The sequence below is a fragment of the Aeromonas sp. 1HA1 genome, assembly GCF_029237385.1.
Lineage (GTDB): Bacteria > Pseudomonadota > Gammaproteobacteria > Enterobacterales > Aeromonadaceae > Aeromonas > Aeromonas popoffii.
On sequence record NZ_JAACGC010000050.1, the window covers coordinates 1 to 16,259 of the forward strand.

Consider the following 16,259-nt stretch of genomic DNA (forward strand, 5'->3'; position numbering starts at 1 on the left):
AGCAGCCAAAGAGAAAACGCATTTAGCCCAATCGGCCGCACGATGAAGAGCAAAAGTTAGCATGATCGTTACCATGTTCGGGAGTCACATAGGAGATCAGATCCTGGAAATCGGGAAAAGTGCCAATTAGTTCACAATATTTGTGTATAAGAGTCAGGGTCAGAAGCTGTCCCAGCACAGGTTTTCTCAGCAGCAGAAGCAGGATTCAATAGGATAGGTCATCATTTTTATTTATATCACTAAATGATTTTCTCCATGATTGATGCACTTGAGTTCATCAAAGTGGCTTTTTGATGATTCACTTTTTCATTCTTTAGCAGGGAGAGGGGACATCTCAGGCATGGCTATTTCCTATCAATATCAGGGTGTTTTGCTTTGTGCGCCAGTTATTGACGCTTGCAGTGTGCCCACCTTGCTGCGCCAACACTTGTCGCATGCTGGTGCGAGTGAATAAATTTAGTCTCTTGCTCATTCATGGAACTTTATGTCATTTTTTCTTTTGCATATGGTGTATATATATTTTTTGTTTTTTACTACGCCTTTGGTGTGAGATTAAGTCATTGTTTTTATTCAATTTTTTATTTTTATTCGTTGGGGTTTTCAATGTCTTGTTGACGCGAGTAAATATACCATTTGTCGCAAATGGCTCTTCAGCCAATATGACCTCTAACAAAGAGTGGAGGCATGAATGGATTGTGTGAACAACAAGGTTCATATTATGTTTTTGATTATTAGAGTATCTACTCTTTATTTATCAAAAACATATCAAGCGGCCAATGGATTTTCCTTTCGCTATCCAGCGATATCGTCAACTGTCATTTTTTACAGTTGTTGGTTAAGCCATCGGCTATAAGATTTTGGGTCTGAGTAGGTCCATAACTTGGTATTTAAAGCATGGGAAAGAGTATCGATGGCGCCACTGTTGCGCCCAAAGAGCGCGTCAATATTAAATATGTGCCAGCAACCACTGGGCAACAGGGGGAGGTTGAACTTCCGCTGACCATGATGGTGGTAGGCAATATGAAAGGACGTGCCGAAGAAACGCCTATCGAGGAGCGTCAGACCGTCTCCATCGACAAGAATAATTTTTCTTCCGTCATGAAAGAATCTGCACTGGAACTGAATTTTTACGTTCCCAATCGCCTGGAGGAGAACAGCCAGGAGGAGATGCCGGTTTCGATCAAGATCCAGTCTCTGGAAGACTTCACCCCTGACCGCGTGGCCCAGCAAGTACCCGAGCTGCGCAAGCTGCTGGAACTGCGCGAGGCGCTGGTTGCCCTGAAGGGACCATTGGGAAATATTCCCTCCTTCCGCAATCGTTTGCAGGATCTGCTGTCCAGTGATGAGGCTCGTGAGCAACTGCTCAAGGAGCTGGATTTGATTAAACCTGCCGAGTGATCGGCTGGTTGGATTGATTGACGAGAGAGGAATAAAACATGTCTTTGGTCGAAGAACAGGTTCAAGCGGGGGCGAGTGCCGCTCCCTCGTCCTTGCTGGACGAAATCATGGCGCAGGCCCGCATCACTCCGGTTGATGAAGGCTACAGTGTCGCCAAGCAAGGCGTTGCCGCCTTGATCGCTAACATCCTTGATAACGGAACCACCAGCGATCCGGTCAACAGGGCGCTGGTAGACAGCATGATTGTCGAGCTCGACAAGAAGCTCAGCAAGCAGATGGACGTTATCCTGCATGCCAAAGAGCTGCAGGAGATGGAGTCTTCCTGGCGTTCACTCAAGTTGCTGGTGGATCGCACCGATTTTCGTGAAAACATCAAGATCCAGGTGTTGCATGCGACCAAGGAGGAGCTGCTGGAGGATTTCGAGTTTTCTCCTGAAATCACCCAGTCTGGTCTCTACAAGCATGTTTATTCCAGCGGTTATGGCCAGTTTGGCGGTCAGCCCGTCGGTGCCGTGATAGGGGATTATGCTTTCACCCACAGCTCACCCGATATCAAGCTGATGCAGTATGTCAGTGCCGTCGGTGCCATGGCCCATGCCCCCTTTATTTCCTCGGTTGCCCCCGCCTTTTTCGGCGTCGACAACTTCACCGATCTGTCCTCTATCAAGGATCTCAAATCGGTCTTCGAAGGCCCGTCCTACAGCAAGTGGCGCGTACTGCGAGAGTCGGAGGATGCCCGCTATCTGGGCCTGACAGCGCCGCGTTTCCTGGCCCGTCTGCCGTACGATCCGACCGAGAACCCCATCAAGGGCTTTAACTATCAAGAAGATATCAGCTCGGATCACGACCACTACCTGTGGGGCAACACCGCCTACCTGATGGGCACCTCCCTGACCGACAGCTTCGCCAAGTACCGCTGGTGCCCGAACATCATAGGCCCGCAGAGCGGTGGCGCCGTCCACGATCTGCCGGTACATGTGTATGAGGCCATGGGTCAGCTGCAAGCCAAGATCCCGACCGAGGTCCTCATCACCGACCGTCGCGAATACGAACTGTCCGAAGAGGGGTTCATCACCCTGACCATGCGCAAAGACAGTGACAATGCGGCCTTCTTCTCTGCCAACTCGGTGCAAAAACCCAAGGTGTTCCCGAACACCAAGGAAGGCCGGGAAGCGGAAACCAACTACAAGCTGGGCACCCAGCTGCCCTACATGTTCATCATCAATCGCCTGGCACACTACATCAAGGTGTTGCAGCGCGAGCAGATCGGCTCCTGGAAGGAGCGCCAGGATCTGGAGCGTGAACTGAATGGCTGGATCAAGCAGTTCGTTGCCGATCAAGAGAACCCGCCGGCAGACGTGCGTAGCCGTCGTCCTCTGCGTGCCGCTCAGATCAAGGTGCTGGACGTGGAAGGGGAGCCGGGTTGGTACCAGGTTGCCATGGCCGTGCGTCCGCACTTCAAGTACATGGGGGCCAGCTTCGAGCTGTCTCTGGTAGGTCGACTGGACAAGGAATAATGCCCGATGCCGTATCTCTCTTCCTGGGATAGAGGAAATGCGGCCAGTCTGTTTGATCGTATCCGGGGGGAGGGGCTTGGCTCTTCCCCCCATTCGGAAGTTGAGGAATTGGTTGATTCTGTCAAGCGGCAGCTCGAGCAGATCCTCAATACCCGTCCCGGTAATTGCCGCAGTGCGCCTGAGCTGGGTGTCATCGATTTCAATGATGCCACCCAGGGCAGTGCGGACATCAAGGGGCGGATCCGTGAGGCGATCCGGCAATGCATCCGTCGTTATGAACCTCGGATCATTCATGTGGATGTCTGTTCACCCGACCATCAGGCTAGCCCGCTTGAGATGTCATTTCAGGTGACCGCCCACGTGAGGCTGGAGCATATCGAGCAGGTTACCTCGTTCAACGTCCATATGGACAGTCACCGTCACTACCGCATGGTCTGATCAATGTCGCTGGAACATTACTTCAGGGATGAGTTGGCATTTTTGCGCCTGCAAGGGCGCGAATTTGCCGATGCCTATCCCGAACTCACCCGTTTTCTGTCGGAGCAGAATACCGACCCGGATGTGGAACGCCTGCTGGAAGGTTTTGCGTTTCTCACGGGCAACCTGCGCGCCAAGATCGAGGATGAGTTCCCCGAGCTGACCCATGGTCTGCTCAATATGCTCTGGCCCAACTATCTGCGTCCCGTACCCAGTATGACCATCATGCAGTTTTCGGTTATTCCGGGGGCCATCGCCCAACCGGCGCTGGTCAGGCAGGGTTGCCAGCTCGACAGCCTGCCCATCGATGAGGTGACCTGTCATTTTCAGACCTGTCACGATACCTGGGTCTATCCGGCAGATATCCATCATATTTCGGCGCAAAGTGGCAACGATCTCTCCACCATCTCGCTGGATATCGCCCTGCATGCTCCTTTGCCATTGAGCGAACTGCAGCTGGACAAACTGCGCTTTTTCCTCGGTGGCGACAGTTATACCGCCTATGAGCTTTACTTCTGGCTCTCCAACCAGCTCTCCCACATAGAGCTGGAGGTCGATGGCAAGCGCTTTCGCCAGGAGGCCAAAGCGTTGAAATCGGTCGGCTTCGAGCGCGACGATGCACTCTTGCCTTATCCGAACAACGTCTATTCCGGCTACCGGATCCTGCAGGAATACTTCTGCTTTCCGGAGAGCTTCCTCTTCTTTGAACTCTCGGGTGGCGAGTGGCCCCAACAGCCGCTGCCGGTGAGCGAGTTCAAGATCCACTTCTGCTTCGATCGGCCCCTGCCGGCGGAGCTCAAGATCCGCCCTGACTCTTTCATGCTCAACTGCGTGCCGGCCATCAACCTGTTTCAGCACGACAGTGAGCCGGTCAATCTCAACGGCCGTCAGGCGGAGTATCCCCTCAAGGCGAGCTATCGCCATGCTGACAGTTTCGAGATCTTCTCGGTGGATCAGGTTGAAGGGTGGGTCGAGGGCAATCTGGGCCGCTCCCGCGGTACGCCGCGTATCTATCAGCCGTTCGAAAGTTTTCAGCACCAGATTGAACGTGCCAAGCACAGGCTGGCGCTCTATTACCGGGTGCGGGTCAGGGAGTCGGTGAGCGGCGATGGTTTCGAGCACAGCCTTTCGTTCGTGCGGGGTGATGAAACCACCACCATCGATCTGGATGAATCCATTTCTGTCACGCTCACCTGCACCAATCGCTCCCGCGCCGCTCGTCTCAAGGTCGGCAGCATCTGCGTGCCGACCGGCAGCTCGCCCTCGTTTGCCACCTTTCGCAACCTGATCAGGCCGACCCGGCCGCTGCGCCCGGCACTTGATGGCAGCCTGCACTGGACCCTCATTTCCAACTTGTCGCTTAACTATGTCTCCCTGCTGCGCCGGGATGCCCTGGTGCAGGTGCTGCGTACCTATGACTTTCCTGCGTTGTATGACAAGCAGGCGGAGCAGGCGTCACGCAAGCGGCTGGCGGGGATCGAGGAGATTGAAACCACCCCGGTCGACCGTCTGGTGCGGGGCATGCCGGTGCGTGGACTCAAGTCGGTGCTCTCCATTCGCCAGTCCGCTTTTGGCAGCGAAGGGGAGCTCTACCTGTTCAGCACAGTACTGGCGCACTTCTTCTCGCTGTATGCCAGCGTCAACGCTTTCCACCTGCTTGAGGTGGTCAATCTCGACAACAAGGAGCGCTATCAATGGCCAGTCCAGATCGGTCAGCACTCCCTGATGTGACGTCCACCAGGGACGCGCCTCGCTTCAACTTCTTCCAGCTGGTTGAGCTGCTCAACCGGCTGGACGGTACCGATCAGGAGCGCGGCCTTGACCATCTGCCGAGTGACGAGAACATCCGCTTCAAGGCGACCGCCTCTCTGGGCTTTCCCACCAGCGACGTGTTGCAGATAGGTAGAGATGGCAAGGGGCGCCACGAGCTGGAAGTAGCCTTCCTCGGCCTGCATGGCAGCCAGTCTCCCATGCCGGGCTATTACCTGGACTCACTGGCGTGGGAGTACGCCCAGGGGGAGCAGAAGCTGGGTCTGTTTCTGGACTTCTTTCATCACCGCCTGCTGACCCTGCTGCACCGGATCTGGCGCAAGTATCGCTATCACGTGCGCTTTCAGGACAACGGCGAAGATGGCTTCTCCCGCCTGATGTTTGCCCTGGTGGGGCTGGGTAACGAGGCTGTCTGCCAGAGCCTGCCAGTCAACCGCGCCAAGATGCTCTCTTACGCGGGCATGCTGGCCAGCCCCAGTCGCTCCCCCGAGGTGGTAGCCGGTCTGGTGGCACACTGTTTCGATCTGGCGGATGTGGAGGTGAGTGCCTGGCAGTGGCGCAAGGTGCCCATCCAGCAAGATCAGCAAAACCGGCTAGGCGGTGCTTGCGCCACCCTGGGCAGCGACTTTGTCATCGGCGACAAGGTGAACGACTGCGCCGGCAAGTTTTTATTGAAGATCAACAACCTGAGTTTTGGCCAGTTTCTCGGGTTTCTCCCGAACGGGGAGCACTTTCACGCCCTGGTGACCTTTGTCTCCTTCATCCTGCGCGACCAATTGGCCTGGGATCTGCGACTCGGTTTCGGCCAGGAGCAGGCCCGGGGGTTGCGATTGGGGGAGGAACAGAGCGCGCGCCTGGGCTGGAGTACCTTTCTCGGCCAACCGCCGAGTGACCCGTTCGTGACTATCTGTGTACAGGAATAAGCGCAGGAAATTCAGTGTCGGAATCAGTGCAGGAGTGAATGTGGACGACTTTAACCAGCAACTTTCCCTGGTGGTGCTCAACAGCGAGCAGCTCGACGGCAGCCAGCAGGTGCAGTATCGCTTCGACGAAATGGGGGGCACCCTGGGCGCCTCCGAGCAGGACGACTGGCAACTGAAGGACAGGTTGGGGGCCGTCATGTCGGCTCACGCCAGAGTCGAGCTTAACGACGGTCGCTTCTGCCTGTGTGATCTGAGCGGTCAGACCTATATCAACGGTGCGACCTCGCCCATAGGACGGTCCCGCAAGGTGCATCTCGAGCAGGGGGACGAGCTGATCGTCGGCCCGTTCCGGATGCGCGCTTATCTGGGGGCCATCTCCCCCGAGCAGAGCCTGCAACAGGTGCTGGGCAACCGCCCCTCCGAGCAGCTCGATGAGTGGCTGACCAGCGATGAGCACGGCGCTCGGACCATGGCCGATCCGCTCACCCTCGCCGTCGATCCCTTGCTGGCGTTGCAGCAGGAGCGCGCGGCGCCGTCCCCGTTGGCGGACGCCCGCCTGCAGGCACCACTACGTTCACAACCGGATATGGACGCCGTATCCCTTGCCCCTTTTTCTGCTGTCGAGAACACCATGAACCAAGAATTTCTGGATATGCCCACCATAGAGAATCACCCCGACTACCACCCTCCGCTGGATGGGGTGGATCACGTGGCACTGACCCCCTTGATGCGCGGCCTGGGTCAATCCCTGCACCTGCAAGATACCCAGCAGGCTCACGACATGCTCGAAGAGATGGGCAAAACGGTGCGTGCCATGGTGGAGGGGCTGCTGCAGTTGCAAACCGATCAGGCGGCGCTGGCGGATCGGCACCTGCGCCCCATCGAGGACAACCCGCTGCGCCTCGGGCTCGACTATGACGAGACCCTGGCGGTGATGTTCGCCGAGCAGAAGAGCCCGGTTCATCTGACCGCGCCGGCGGCGGTGGCCGAGAGCCTGCGCAATGTGCGCATTCATCACGTCGCAAACCAGCAGGCCATAGGCGCGGCCCTTGACAGCATATTGCAGGCGTTTTCACCAGAGGCGCTGCTCGGGCGGTTCGAACACTACCGCCGTACCGGTGCTCCGGGTGTGGCCGATGAAGGTTGGGCCTGGAACATGTATCAGCACTACTACCGTGAGTTGACCTCTGCCCGTCAGCAGGGGTTCGACAAGCTGTTCCATCAGGTCTATGCCCAGGCATATGACCAGGCTGTGCGTCAGCAACAGGGACTGATTGGATGATACGTGCGCTGATGCTGGGGGCCTGTCTGCTGGCCCTGGCCGGGTGTACCACCATGGGCAAGATGGCCGACGTGGCCATGGATCCGGATATCCAGGTGGGCAGCAATGGTGACCAGCCCTCTACCCTGGGGCTGAGCCTGCTGGCGGAGCCCGACGTCAACCCCAACGAGAGCGGGGAGGCGGCGCCCATCGAGTTTCAGGTGGTGGTGCTGGCGGAAGATTCCAAGCTGCTCGCCACCGATTATGACCAGGTGACGGCGGATGTAGAGAAGGCCCTTGGCAAAAACTACCTGGATCATCAGGACTACACCCTGCTGCCCGGCCAGTTCAAATACCTGCCCCCCGTCAAGCTTGACGAAAAGACCCGTTACATCGGCGTGATTGCACGCTACGCCGATCCGGACAGCGCCGAGTGGCGCAAGGTCATCAAGGTCAAGAGCAAGGGAACGGCCTATCACATCCTGGTGCACCTGCGCCTGGATGAAGTGGAACTACAAAAAGAAGAAGAATAACCATGTCGAGTCGAAATCGGGTTATCTGGCGTGAAGGGCTCTTTATCAAGCCCCAGCACTTCCAGCAACAACAAAGACATTCAGAATATGCGCTGCACGCTCGCCTGAGCGCGCTGTCTGACTATTTCTACGGGCTGCAGTCACTCGCCATCAACGAGGATTATCTCGGTTTTGGCCGCATTGCCCTAGTGGGCGCCACAGGCATACTGCCGGACGGTACCGTCTTCAACATCCCGAACGACGATGTGCTGCCGACGCCGCTGGAGATCACCGACGCCTCGGTGGCCAACCAGAAGGTCTATCTGGCGCTGCCGCTTTCGGTGAGCGGGGTCAACGAGGTCAATCAGGGCGGCCAGGTGGCCACCCGCTTGCAGGCCCATCGCCACGACGTGCGCGACCTGCACAGCGAGGGGGGGGATGTGGTCTCCCTGGAAGTGGGGCGCGTCAGCATGCGGCTGATGCTGGAGCGGGAAGATCGCAGCGCCTATGCCTCGCTCGCCATCGCCCGCATTCTGGACAAGCGGCCCGACGGCGGTTTGGTGCTGGATCCCAACTTCATGCCCTGCAGCATCAGCGTCTCCGCCATCCCGACCCTCAAACGCTTCCTCGGCGAGTCGGCCGGGCTGGTGGCCGAGCGGGCCCGCAGCCTCTCCCAGCGTATCGCCGCCCCCGGTCAGCAGGGAGTTGCCGATGTGGCCGAGTTCATGATGTTGCAGCTGCTCAACCGCGCTCAGCCCCAGCTCTCTCATCTGTCACGCCTTGGCACCCTGCATCCCGAGCGGTTGCACGAGGCGCTGGTGCAGATCTGTGGCGAGTTGATGACCTTTACCGATGAATCACGCCTGCCGCCCGAGTTTGCCGCCTATCGTCACGACGATCAGCAGGTGAGTTTCGAGCCTGTGATGCTGGCCCTGCGTCAGGCCCTCAGTACCGTGCTGTCGCCGCGTGCCGTCTCCATCCAGCTGCGCAAGCACCAGTACGGCGTCATGGTGGCCATGGTCAACGAGAGCGAGCTGATGCAAAGCGCCGACTTCGTGCTGGCGGTGCGAGCCCGCATGCCGCAGGAGCAGTTGCGCAAGCAGCTGTTGCAGCAGACCAAGGTGGCGTCGAGCGACAAGATCCGCGAGCTCATCAGTCTGCAGTTGCCCGGTATCCCGCTGCTGCCGCTGCCGGTGGCACCGCGCCAGTTGCCCTATCACGCCGGTTACAGCTACTTCCAGCTCGATAGGCAGAGCCCTGCCTGGCAGATGCTGGCGGTCAGTAACACACTCGCCTTCCACATTGCCGGTGATTTCCCCGAGCTCGACATGCAGCTCTGGGCTATTCGCAGCCAGTGATCGCATCAAGGAATAAGCAGAGATGACCACGGACATTATCAAGAACGAGCAACTCAGCGATCTGCTGTTCGATCATGCCGAACAGCTGGACATGGATTCGGACTACTGGTTCCGCCTGCGGGGCCAGAGCATCAACCCCATGATAGATGCGGTGACCCCCTTGCTGGGGCTGGTGCAGCGGGTGCGACTGCTGTCGCGTTACGACAGGGTGCCCGATCTCTATCAGCGGGTGGTGACCGAGATCCAGACCATCGAACAGGAGCTGATGGCTCAGGGTTACGAGAACGGCGTCGTCCTCTCGTTTCGCTACATCCTCTGCACCTTCATTGACGAGGCCGTGATGGGCCGTGACTGGGGCAGCCAGAGCGAATGGTCTGAGCACTCATTACTGACGCGCTTTCACAACGAGACCTGGGGCGGCGAGAAGGTATTCGTGCTGCTCACCCGTCTGCAGGAAGATCCGGTGCGTTACCGCGACATCCTGGAGTTCATCTACCTGTGTCTGTGCCTCGGTTTCGAGGGGCGCTACAAGGTGATGAGCCAGGGCCGCGACGAGTTCGAGCGTATCGTCAAACAGCTGCACAAGCTGCTTGCCCCCGAGGCCAGCGGTGAGGCCCCCAGCGTGTTCCACCTCGACCTCGGCCAGCAGGCGTCCCGCTACCAGCTGCGCAAGCAGATTTCCCTGCGCAGCCTGTTCATGGGCGGGGCCCTGATCCTGGCCATCATCTTTGGTCTTTATCACCACCAACTCAATAACCAGACCCAGGACGTACTGCGTCAACTGGGCGAATTATTAAAATAATTATTCTGAGGAGAGCATGCTTTGATTCGTATAGAGCTACCGGTACTGGTGGAAAGACTCAACCCCATCTGCCGTCACATGTTGGAGGAGGCTGCGGCCCTCTGCGTCAACCATCAGGGGGCCGAGATCCGCATCGAGCACCTGCTGCTGAAGATGCTGGATACCCCGCTCAGCGATGTGCGCCAGATCCTCAAGCGGGCCGAGGTCGAGGTCGAAGAACTCAGAACCCTGCTGCAACCCTCGGCCGCCGATAACGGCTATGGTCAGGGTTATCCCTCCTTCTCGCCGCTCTTGGTGGAGTGGCTGCAAGATAGCTGGCTGCTGGCCTCTGCCGAGTTGCAACACGCCCAGCTTCGCAGCGGCGTCATGTTGCTGGTGCTGTTGATGACCCCGCAGCGCTACCTGCCGGGGTCGGTGACCCGGCTCTTGGCCAACGTCAATCGCGAGCTGCTGCGCCAGCAATTCGATGAGTGGGTGAAAGAGTCTGCCGAGACGCAAGTGACCGTCTCCGCCAGCGGCGCTGCTACCCAGGCTGCTCTGCCAGCCGATGCCAGCCTGCTGGCTCGCTTCACCGTCAACGTCACCGAACAGGCCCGTCAGGGTAGTCTGGATCCCGTGCTCTGCCGGGATCACGAGATCGATCTGATGATCGACATCCTCTCGCGTCGCCGCAAAAACAACCCCATCGTCGTGGGGGAGGCGGGCGTTGGTAAAAGCGCCCTGATCGAAGGGTTGGCGTTGCGCATTGTCGCGGGCCAGGTGCCGGAAAAATTGCGCGATGTGGAGCTGATGACGCTGGATCTTGGCGCCATGCAGGCGGGCGCCTCGGTCAAGGGGGAGTTCGAGAAGCGCTTCAAGGGGGTGATGCAGGAGGTCAAGGATGCGGTGCGTCCTGTCATCCTCTTTATCGATGAGGCCCACACCCTGATCGGGGCGGGCAATCAGGCGGGCGGGCTGGATGTATCCAACCTTATCAAGCCAGCACTGGCCCGGGGTGAGCTGCGCACCATCGCCGCCACCACCTGGGGCGAGTACAAGAAATACGTGGAAAAAGATGCCGCCCTGTCGCGCCGCTTCCAGCTGGTGAAAGTGGGTGAGCCCAATGCCGAGGAGGCTACCGTGATCCTGCGCGGCCTGCGCAGTATCTACGAGAAGGCCCATGGGGTGCTGATCGATGAGGAGGCGCTGCAAGCCGCCGCCCAGCTCTCTGCCCGTTACATCTCCGGTCGTCAGCTGCCGGACAAGGCGATCGACGTGCTCGATACCGCCTGTGCCCGGGTGGCCATCAACCTGACCACGCCGCCGCGCGCCGTCAGCCACCTGCAAAACGCGTTGCGCCAGCGTGAGCTGGAGATCCGCCAGCTGGAGCGCCAGAGCCTGATCGGTCTCGGTGACAACGATGAGCGGCTCGCCGAACTGCAAACCGCCCAGCAGACCTGCCGTGACACCCTGCGTGAGCAGGAGGCCCAGTGGCAACAGCAGCAGGGGCTGGTGCATCAGATTGTCGAGCTGCGTGCCGCGCTGCTGGCCGATCAGCAGGATGAGCTGTTGACCAGAGAGGCGCTGGATCTCGCCGATGTCCCGCTGGATCCACAAGCGGCCGCTGACCAGCTGGCGGCCCTCGAGCGCGAGCTGACCGCCCTGCAGCAGGGCGAGGTGCTGGTCTCAGCCCACGTCGACAAGACCCAGGTGGCGGCCGTGATCGCCGAATGGACAGGGGTGCCGCTCAACCGCATCTCGCAAGGGGAGCTTGACGTGGTGACCCGGTTGCCCGAGTACCTCGGGGATCTCATTAAAGGGCAGGATGTGGCGGTGGCCCACCTGCACAAGCACCTGTTGACCGCCCGCGCCGATTTGCGCCGTCCGGGTCGTCCGCTGGGCGCTTTCCTGCTGGTGGGGCCAAGCGGGGTCGGCAAGACCGAAACTGTGTTGCAGATTGCCGAGCTGATGTTTGGCGGTCGCCAGTACCTGACCACCATCAACATGTCCGAGTATCAGGAGAAGCACACAGTCTCCCGTCTTATCGGTTCGCCTCCCGGCTATGTCGGCTTTGGCGAGGGGGGCGTGCTGACCGAGGCCATTCGTCAGAAACCCTATTCGGTGGTGCTGCTGGACGAGGTGGAGAAGGCCCATCCGGATGTGCTCAATCTCTTCTATCAGGCGTTCGACAAGGGCGAGCTGGCCGACGGGGAAGGGCGCATCATCGACTGCAAGAACGTGGTCTTCTTCCTCACCTCCAACCTCGGCTTCCAGACCATAGTCGATTACGCCGAGCAGCCCGACGCGCTGCTGGATGCGCTCTATCCGGAGCTGGCTGCCTTCTTCAAACCTGCCCTGCTGGCACGGATGGAGGTGATCCCCTACCTGCCGCTGGGCCACGATACTCTGGTGCAGATTGTGGGTGGCAAGCTCAACCGGCTGGTCAAGCTGCTCAAGGAACGTTTCGGTGCCGAGGTGGTGCTGGAGGAGGAGGTTGCCGAGGAGATACTGCGCCGTGCCAATCGCAGCGAGAACGGCGCCCGCATGCTGGAGTCTGTCATCGACGGTGCCCTGCTGCCGCCAGTCTCCCTGCAACTGTTGCAGCGTCTCTCGGCCGGTGAGCCTATCAAGCGGGTGCGTTTCTCTGTGAGCGAGCGCCAGTTCGTCGCCGAGGTGGAGGGCTGAGCATGGAACAAGCCCTCGCATTTGCCCTCGCCTTGACACAGCAGCGCGATGAGCAGCACCTGTGTCACTGGTGGACCTCGACCCTCAATGCCAGCTTTCAGCCCAAGGGTATCCTGCTCGGCATGCTGGATGTGAGCGGTCGCCAGCTCGAATGCACCGGCTGGGTCAAGGGGCAAGCGGTGGCGTTGGCGCTGGCGGTGGATGACTTTTCCCACCCGCTTGCCTATGTGTTGCACAAGGCCCAGTCCCGTACCTGGGACTCCTTGCACGGCGGAGCCCGCATCGAGCACGCCGCGTTTCGCTCCTTGCTGGCCAACCTGGGTCAGCAGTGTGGCCTGCACGCCTTTCCCCTCAGTGATGGCAACGGCAAGCCGTTTGCCGTGCTGGCCATGATGGACGGCGGTGATGTGCTGCAGGAGTGGGCAGGTCGCCCTGAACTGGCCCAGCTGTCACAGGTGTTTTGCAACCAGCTCACCCTCATTCGCGAGCTGGGACGCAGTCGCCGGGATCAGGGAGTACTGCGCGACTCTCTGCGCCAGATGAAGGGAGAGGGGGAGCGTCAGCGTCAGCATGAGAAGCTGCTCGGCGATCAGCTTATTGGCCAGTCGGCGGTGATCCGCGGATTACGCGAGCAGATCGCCCAAGCGGGCCAGCACAAGCTGAGCGTGCTCATTCAGGGGGAGACGGGCAGCGGCAAGGAGGTGGTTGCCCGGTTGGTGCACCAGTGCTCCGATCGCGCAGCCAAGCCGTTTGTGGCCATCAACTGCGCCGCCATCCCGGAAAACCTCATCGAGAGCGAGCTGTTCGGTTATCAGAAGGGGGCCTTCTCCGGTGCCCTTGCCAACAAGACCGGGCTGGTGGCCCAGGCCAACGGTGGCACCCTGTTTCTGGACGAGGTGGGCGACATGCCCGCCGCCATGCAGGCCAAGTTGCTGCGAGTGCTCGAAACCCGCAGTTACCGGCCACTGGGGTCTGAGCAGGAGTGTTACTCCGATTTTCGCCTCATCGCAGCGACCCATCAGCCGCTCACTCGCCATGTGGAGGAGGGGCAGTTCCGGGGCGATCTCTACCACCGCCTCTGCCAGTGTCTGCTGCTCATCGCCCCCCTGCGGGAGCACATGGATGACATCCCCCTGTTGTGCCAGCACTTCATGGCCCAGTTTTCCACCCAGGATGGCAAGACCCTGGCGGGGTTGCAGCGCAGGTTTTTGACGCAGCTGCAAAGTTACGACTTCCCCGGCAATGTGCGCGAGCTGCGCAATCTGTTGGAGGTCGCCTGTGCCCACACTCGTCACGGGGAAGAAGTGGGGCTCAGCGCCTTGCCGCCGGAGCTGCGGGATCGGGTTTGTGCCGAGCTGCCCGATGCGCTGGATGATTACAACCATATCCGCGATTTGCGCCGGGCCATGCAGCAGTACGAGGCCTCCGTCATCGAGGCGCGCCTGCGCTACTTCCAGGGCAACCGCATGCTGGTGGCCGAGAGCCTCAATATTCCCAAGCGCACTCTGGATCACAAGTGCCAGAAACTGGAGGTGAACTGATGAACATCCCCGGCTTGTTGCCGCTGTTGCTGGCCACCAGCAGCGCCGTGGCCCCGCTGGACATGGCGTCTTGGCAGGCGTGCCGCCGCGAGCCATCGCCGCTGATCCGGCTCGCCTGTTATGACGCCCTTGGCAATGGTGTGACCCAGACGAGCGAGGGGGGTGCCCCCAAGTCTGCCGCCTGGCAGGCCATCTGGGCACAGGAGCAGGCTCGCACGCCGGACAGCCCTCCTTTCCTGCTACAGCAGGATGAGGGGCGTGGCAGCGCAACGCTCACCCGTCCCGCGTTGCGCGGGGCGACCCTGGCCATAGGGTGTGTCGATAGCATCACCCATATCCGGCTGCGGCTCGATTCCCCCTGGGCGGGGGAGACGGTGCAGGTTGAGCTGGACGGCCAGCCAAGCAGCAGTGACCAGAGCTGGTTTATCCGGGATCAGGGGCTGTTGCTCGAATATGGCCGCGGCCTGCCCGCCATTGAGGAGCTCAAGCGCTGGATTGGCCATCGAGAGCTGCAGGTACGGGCCGACAACGGCGCCTTGCTGCGGGTCGATCTCAGTGGTCTGAAAGAGGCACTGCTCCCCGTACGTCAGCAGTGTCGCTGGTAGGGGGCACCATGAGCTATCAACACCCCTGGTGTGCCCGTTTGCTCACCAGTTTGCCGGATGAGCAAATCAGAGGCGCCGTGCTGGCCGACGAGCCGCGCTGGGATTATGTAGAGACCGAGCTGGTCAAGCTGGGATCCCTGGCCCACAGCCAGGTTGATCTCAATGCGGTGGCCGAAGCCTGTCTGGGTTTGCTTGAGAGCCGCACCAAGGATATGCGGGTGCTGGCCCAGCTGCTGCGCTGCCTGCAACATCCGGCCAAGGCGACCCCTCTGGGAGCCGCGCTCAGTTTGCTGGAAGCCTGGGTCAAGGCTTATTGGCTGCTGGCCTGGCCCGGTAATGTCAGCCAGAAACAGCGCTTGATGGTGCAGATCGTCAAGCGCTTCGAGGGGGCTCTGCCGCGGGTGAGTGAAAGTGCCTCGGCGGCCGAGTTGGCTCAGCTGCTGGCCCAGACCGAGCAGCTGGAGGCCTGTTGGCTGGCCCAGTGCCCGGACAAGGGCGAGCTGCTCGAACCCTTGTTGATGGGGTTGAAGCGGGCCCAGCGCCAGCAGGTGGCGCAAGCTCAGGCCGATGCCAAGCCCGAGAGCGGCGCGCCCGTGGCCACGGCGGCCAGCATGGCGGGATCCATGCTGCTCAGCGGCAGCGCCAAGGGCTCAGGCATCGAGATCGACAGCTCCAATGACAGAGCCTGGCGACAGACCCAGCTCAAGGTGGCCGAGCTGCTCATCGAGCGCCAGCCGGAGGCGGCGGTGGGCTATCGCCTGCGCCGTCACGCCATCTGGGCCGGGATCACCACCCCGCCCATGAGCGCCGGGGGCCATAAAACCCAGTTGGCCCCCATGTCGACGGACATGGTGGATGAGTACCGCACCGCAATGGGGGCGCCGGATCTGGCGCTCTGGCAGCGGATCGAACAGAGCCTGACCCTGGCGCCCTACTGGTTCGAGGGACATAGCCTCTCGGCCGAGGTGGCCCAGAAGCTGGGATTTGGCGCCGTGGCACAGGCCATCGCGCAGGAGCTGGACGGCTTCTTGCAGCGGCTGCCGACCTTGCGGGATCTCACCTTCAGCGATGGCAGCCCGTTTCTGCCTCCCGAGTGCAGCCGCTGGTTGCAGCCCGCCAAGCTGGGCGGAGGGGGAGGCGACGGGGAGTCCAGTCTGGCTGAAGAGGTGGCCTTGCGTCATGGGGAGCAGGGGGTGGCTGCGGCCCTCACCCTGCTGGATGAAAGGATGGCGCAGTTGAAAGAGCCAAGAGCCCGCTTCCATGCCCAGTTGGTGCAGGCGGAGCTGTTGGCGCAAGAAGGCATGGAGGCGCTCGCGCGCCAGCACTATCAACACTTGTGGCAAGAGGCGAGTCGCCTGGGGTTGTCTCACTGGGAGCCCGGGCTGGTCAGTCGCCTGGAAAGCCATGCGGCCCCATTGTCGAAATAAGTGC

General features: G+C 60.1%; 13 protein-coding genes. All 13 read left to right on the top strand.

Annotated features, from left to right (window positions below):
- Window positions 1–894 precede the first annotated feature (894 nt).
- Genes tssB through tssA form a run of 13 tightly spaced genes read left to right on the top strand, consistent with a single transcriptional unit; the run spans window position 895 to window position 16,255 of the window.
- Window positions 895–1,398 (top strand): type VI secretion system contractile sheath small subunit, encoded by a 504-nt coding sequence (tssB, locus tag GWQ22_RS15030; protein ID WP_042036289.1) that lies wholly within the window; start codon window positions 895–897, stop codon window positions 1,396–1,398.
- A gap of 38 nt (window positions 1,399–1,436) precedes the next feature.
- Window positions 1,437–2,915 carry a type VI secretion system contractile sheath large subunit gene (gene tssC / locus GWQ22_RS15035; protein ID WP_042036288.1) on the top strand — a complete coding sequence of 493 codons (1,479 nt, stop codon included), beginning with the start codon at window positions 1,437–1,439 and terminating at the stop codon, window positions 2,913–2,915.
- 6 nt (window positions 2,916–2,921) lie between these two features.
- Window positions 2,922–3,353 (top strand): type VI secretion system baseplate subunit TssE, encoded by a 432-nt coding sequence (gene tssE, locus GWQ22_RS15040; protein ID WP_042036286.1) that lies wholly within the window; start codon window positions 2,922–2,924, stop codon window positions 3,351–3,353.
- A gap of 3 nt (window positions 3,354–3,356) precedes the next feature.
- On the top strand, window positions 3,357–5,123 hold the full coding sequence (gene tssF, locus GWQ22_RS15045) for a type VI secretion system baseplate subunit TssF (protein WP_275930809.1): 1,767 nt from the start codon (window positions 3,357–3,359) through the stop codon (window positions 5,121–5,123).
- Entirely contained in the window at window positions 5,087–6,085 is a 999-nt protein-coding gene (gene tssG, locus GWQ22_RS15050; RefSeq protein ID WP_275930810.1) for a type VI secretion system baseplate subunit TssG, read from the top strand. The genes tssF and tssG overlap by 37 nt, the downstream gene beginning before the upstream one ends.
- A gap of 40 nt (window positions 6,086–6,125) precedes the next feature.
- Window positions 6,126–7,367, top strand: coding sequence for a type VI secretion system-associated FHA domain protein TagH (gene tagH / locus GWQ22_RS15055; RefSeq protein WP_275930811.1), 1,242 nt, complete (start codon window positions 6,126–6,128; stop codon window positions 7,365–7,367).
- On the top strand, window positions 7,364–7,879 hold the full coding sequence (tssJ, locus tag GWQ22_RS15060) for a type VI secretion system lipoprotein TssJ (protein WP_042036279.1): 516 nt from the start codon (window positions 7,364–7,366) through the stop codon (window positions 7,877–7,879). Before tagH ends, tssJ begins: the two co-directional genes overlap by 4 nt.
- Before the next feature lie 2 nt (window positions 7,880–7,881).
- Window positions 7,882–9,216, top strand: coding sequence for a type VI secretion system baseplate subunit TssK (gene tssK / locus GWQ22_RS15065; RefSeq protein ID WP_212512476.1), 1,335 nt, complete (start codon window positions 7,882–7,884; stop codon window positions 9,214–9,216).
- A gap of 22 nt (window positions 9,217–9,238) precedes the next feature.
- On the top strand, window positions 9,239–10,018 hold the full coding sequence (gene icmH / locus GWQ22_RS15070) for a type IVB secretion system protein IcmH/DotU (protein ID WP_181364890.1): 780 nt from the start codon (window positions 9,239–9,241) through the stop codon (window positions 10,016–10,018).
- A gap of 21 nt (window positions 10,019–10,039) precedes the next feature.
- Complete coding sequence (gene tssH, locus GWQ22_RS15075; RefSeq protein ID WP_275930812.1) at window positions 10,040–12,682, top strand: type VI secretion system ATPase TssH; 2,643 nt, start codon at window positions 10,040–10,042, stop codon at window positions 12,680–12,682.
- A gap of 2 nt (window positions 12,683–12,684) precedes the next feature.
- Window positions 12,685–14,223, top strand: a complete 1,539-nt coding sequence (locus GWQ22_RS15080) for a sigma-54 dependent transcriptional regulator (RefSeq protein WP_275930813.1) — start codon at window positions 12,685–12,687, stop codon at window positions 14,221–14,223.
- Window positions 14,223–14,828 (top strand): type VI secretion system-associated protein VasI, encoded by a 606-nt coding sequence (gene vasI, locus GWQ22_RS15085; protein WP_212512477.1) that lies wholly within the window; start codon window positions 14,223–14,225, stop codon window positions 14,826–14,828. The genes GWQ22_RS15080 and vasI overlap by 1 nt, the downstream gene beginning before the upstream one ends.
- An 8-nt stretch (window positions 14,829–14,836) precedes the next feature.
- On the top strand, window positions 14,837–16,255 hold the full coding sequence (gene tssA, locus GWQ22_RS15090; protein ID WP_108537019.1) for a type VI secretion system protein TssA: 1,419 nt from the start codon (window positions 14,837–14,839) through the stop codon (window positions 16,253–16,255).
- The last annotated feature ends 4 nt before the right edge of the window (window positions 16,256–16,259 follow it).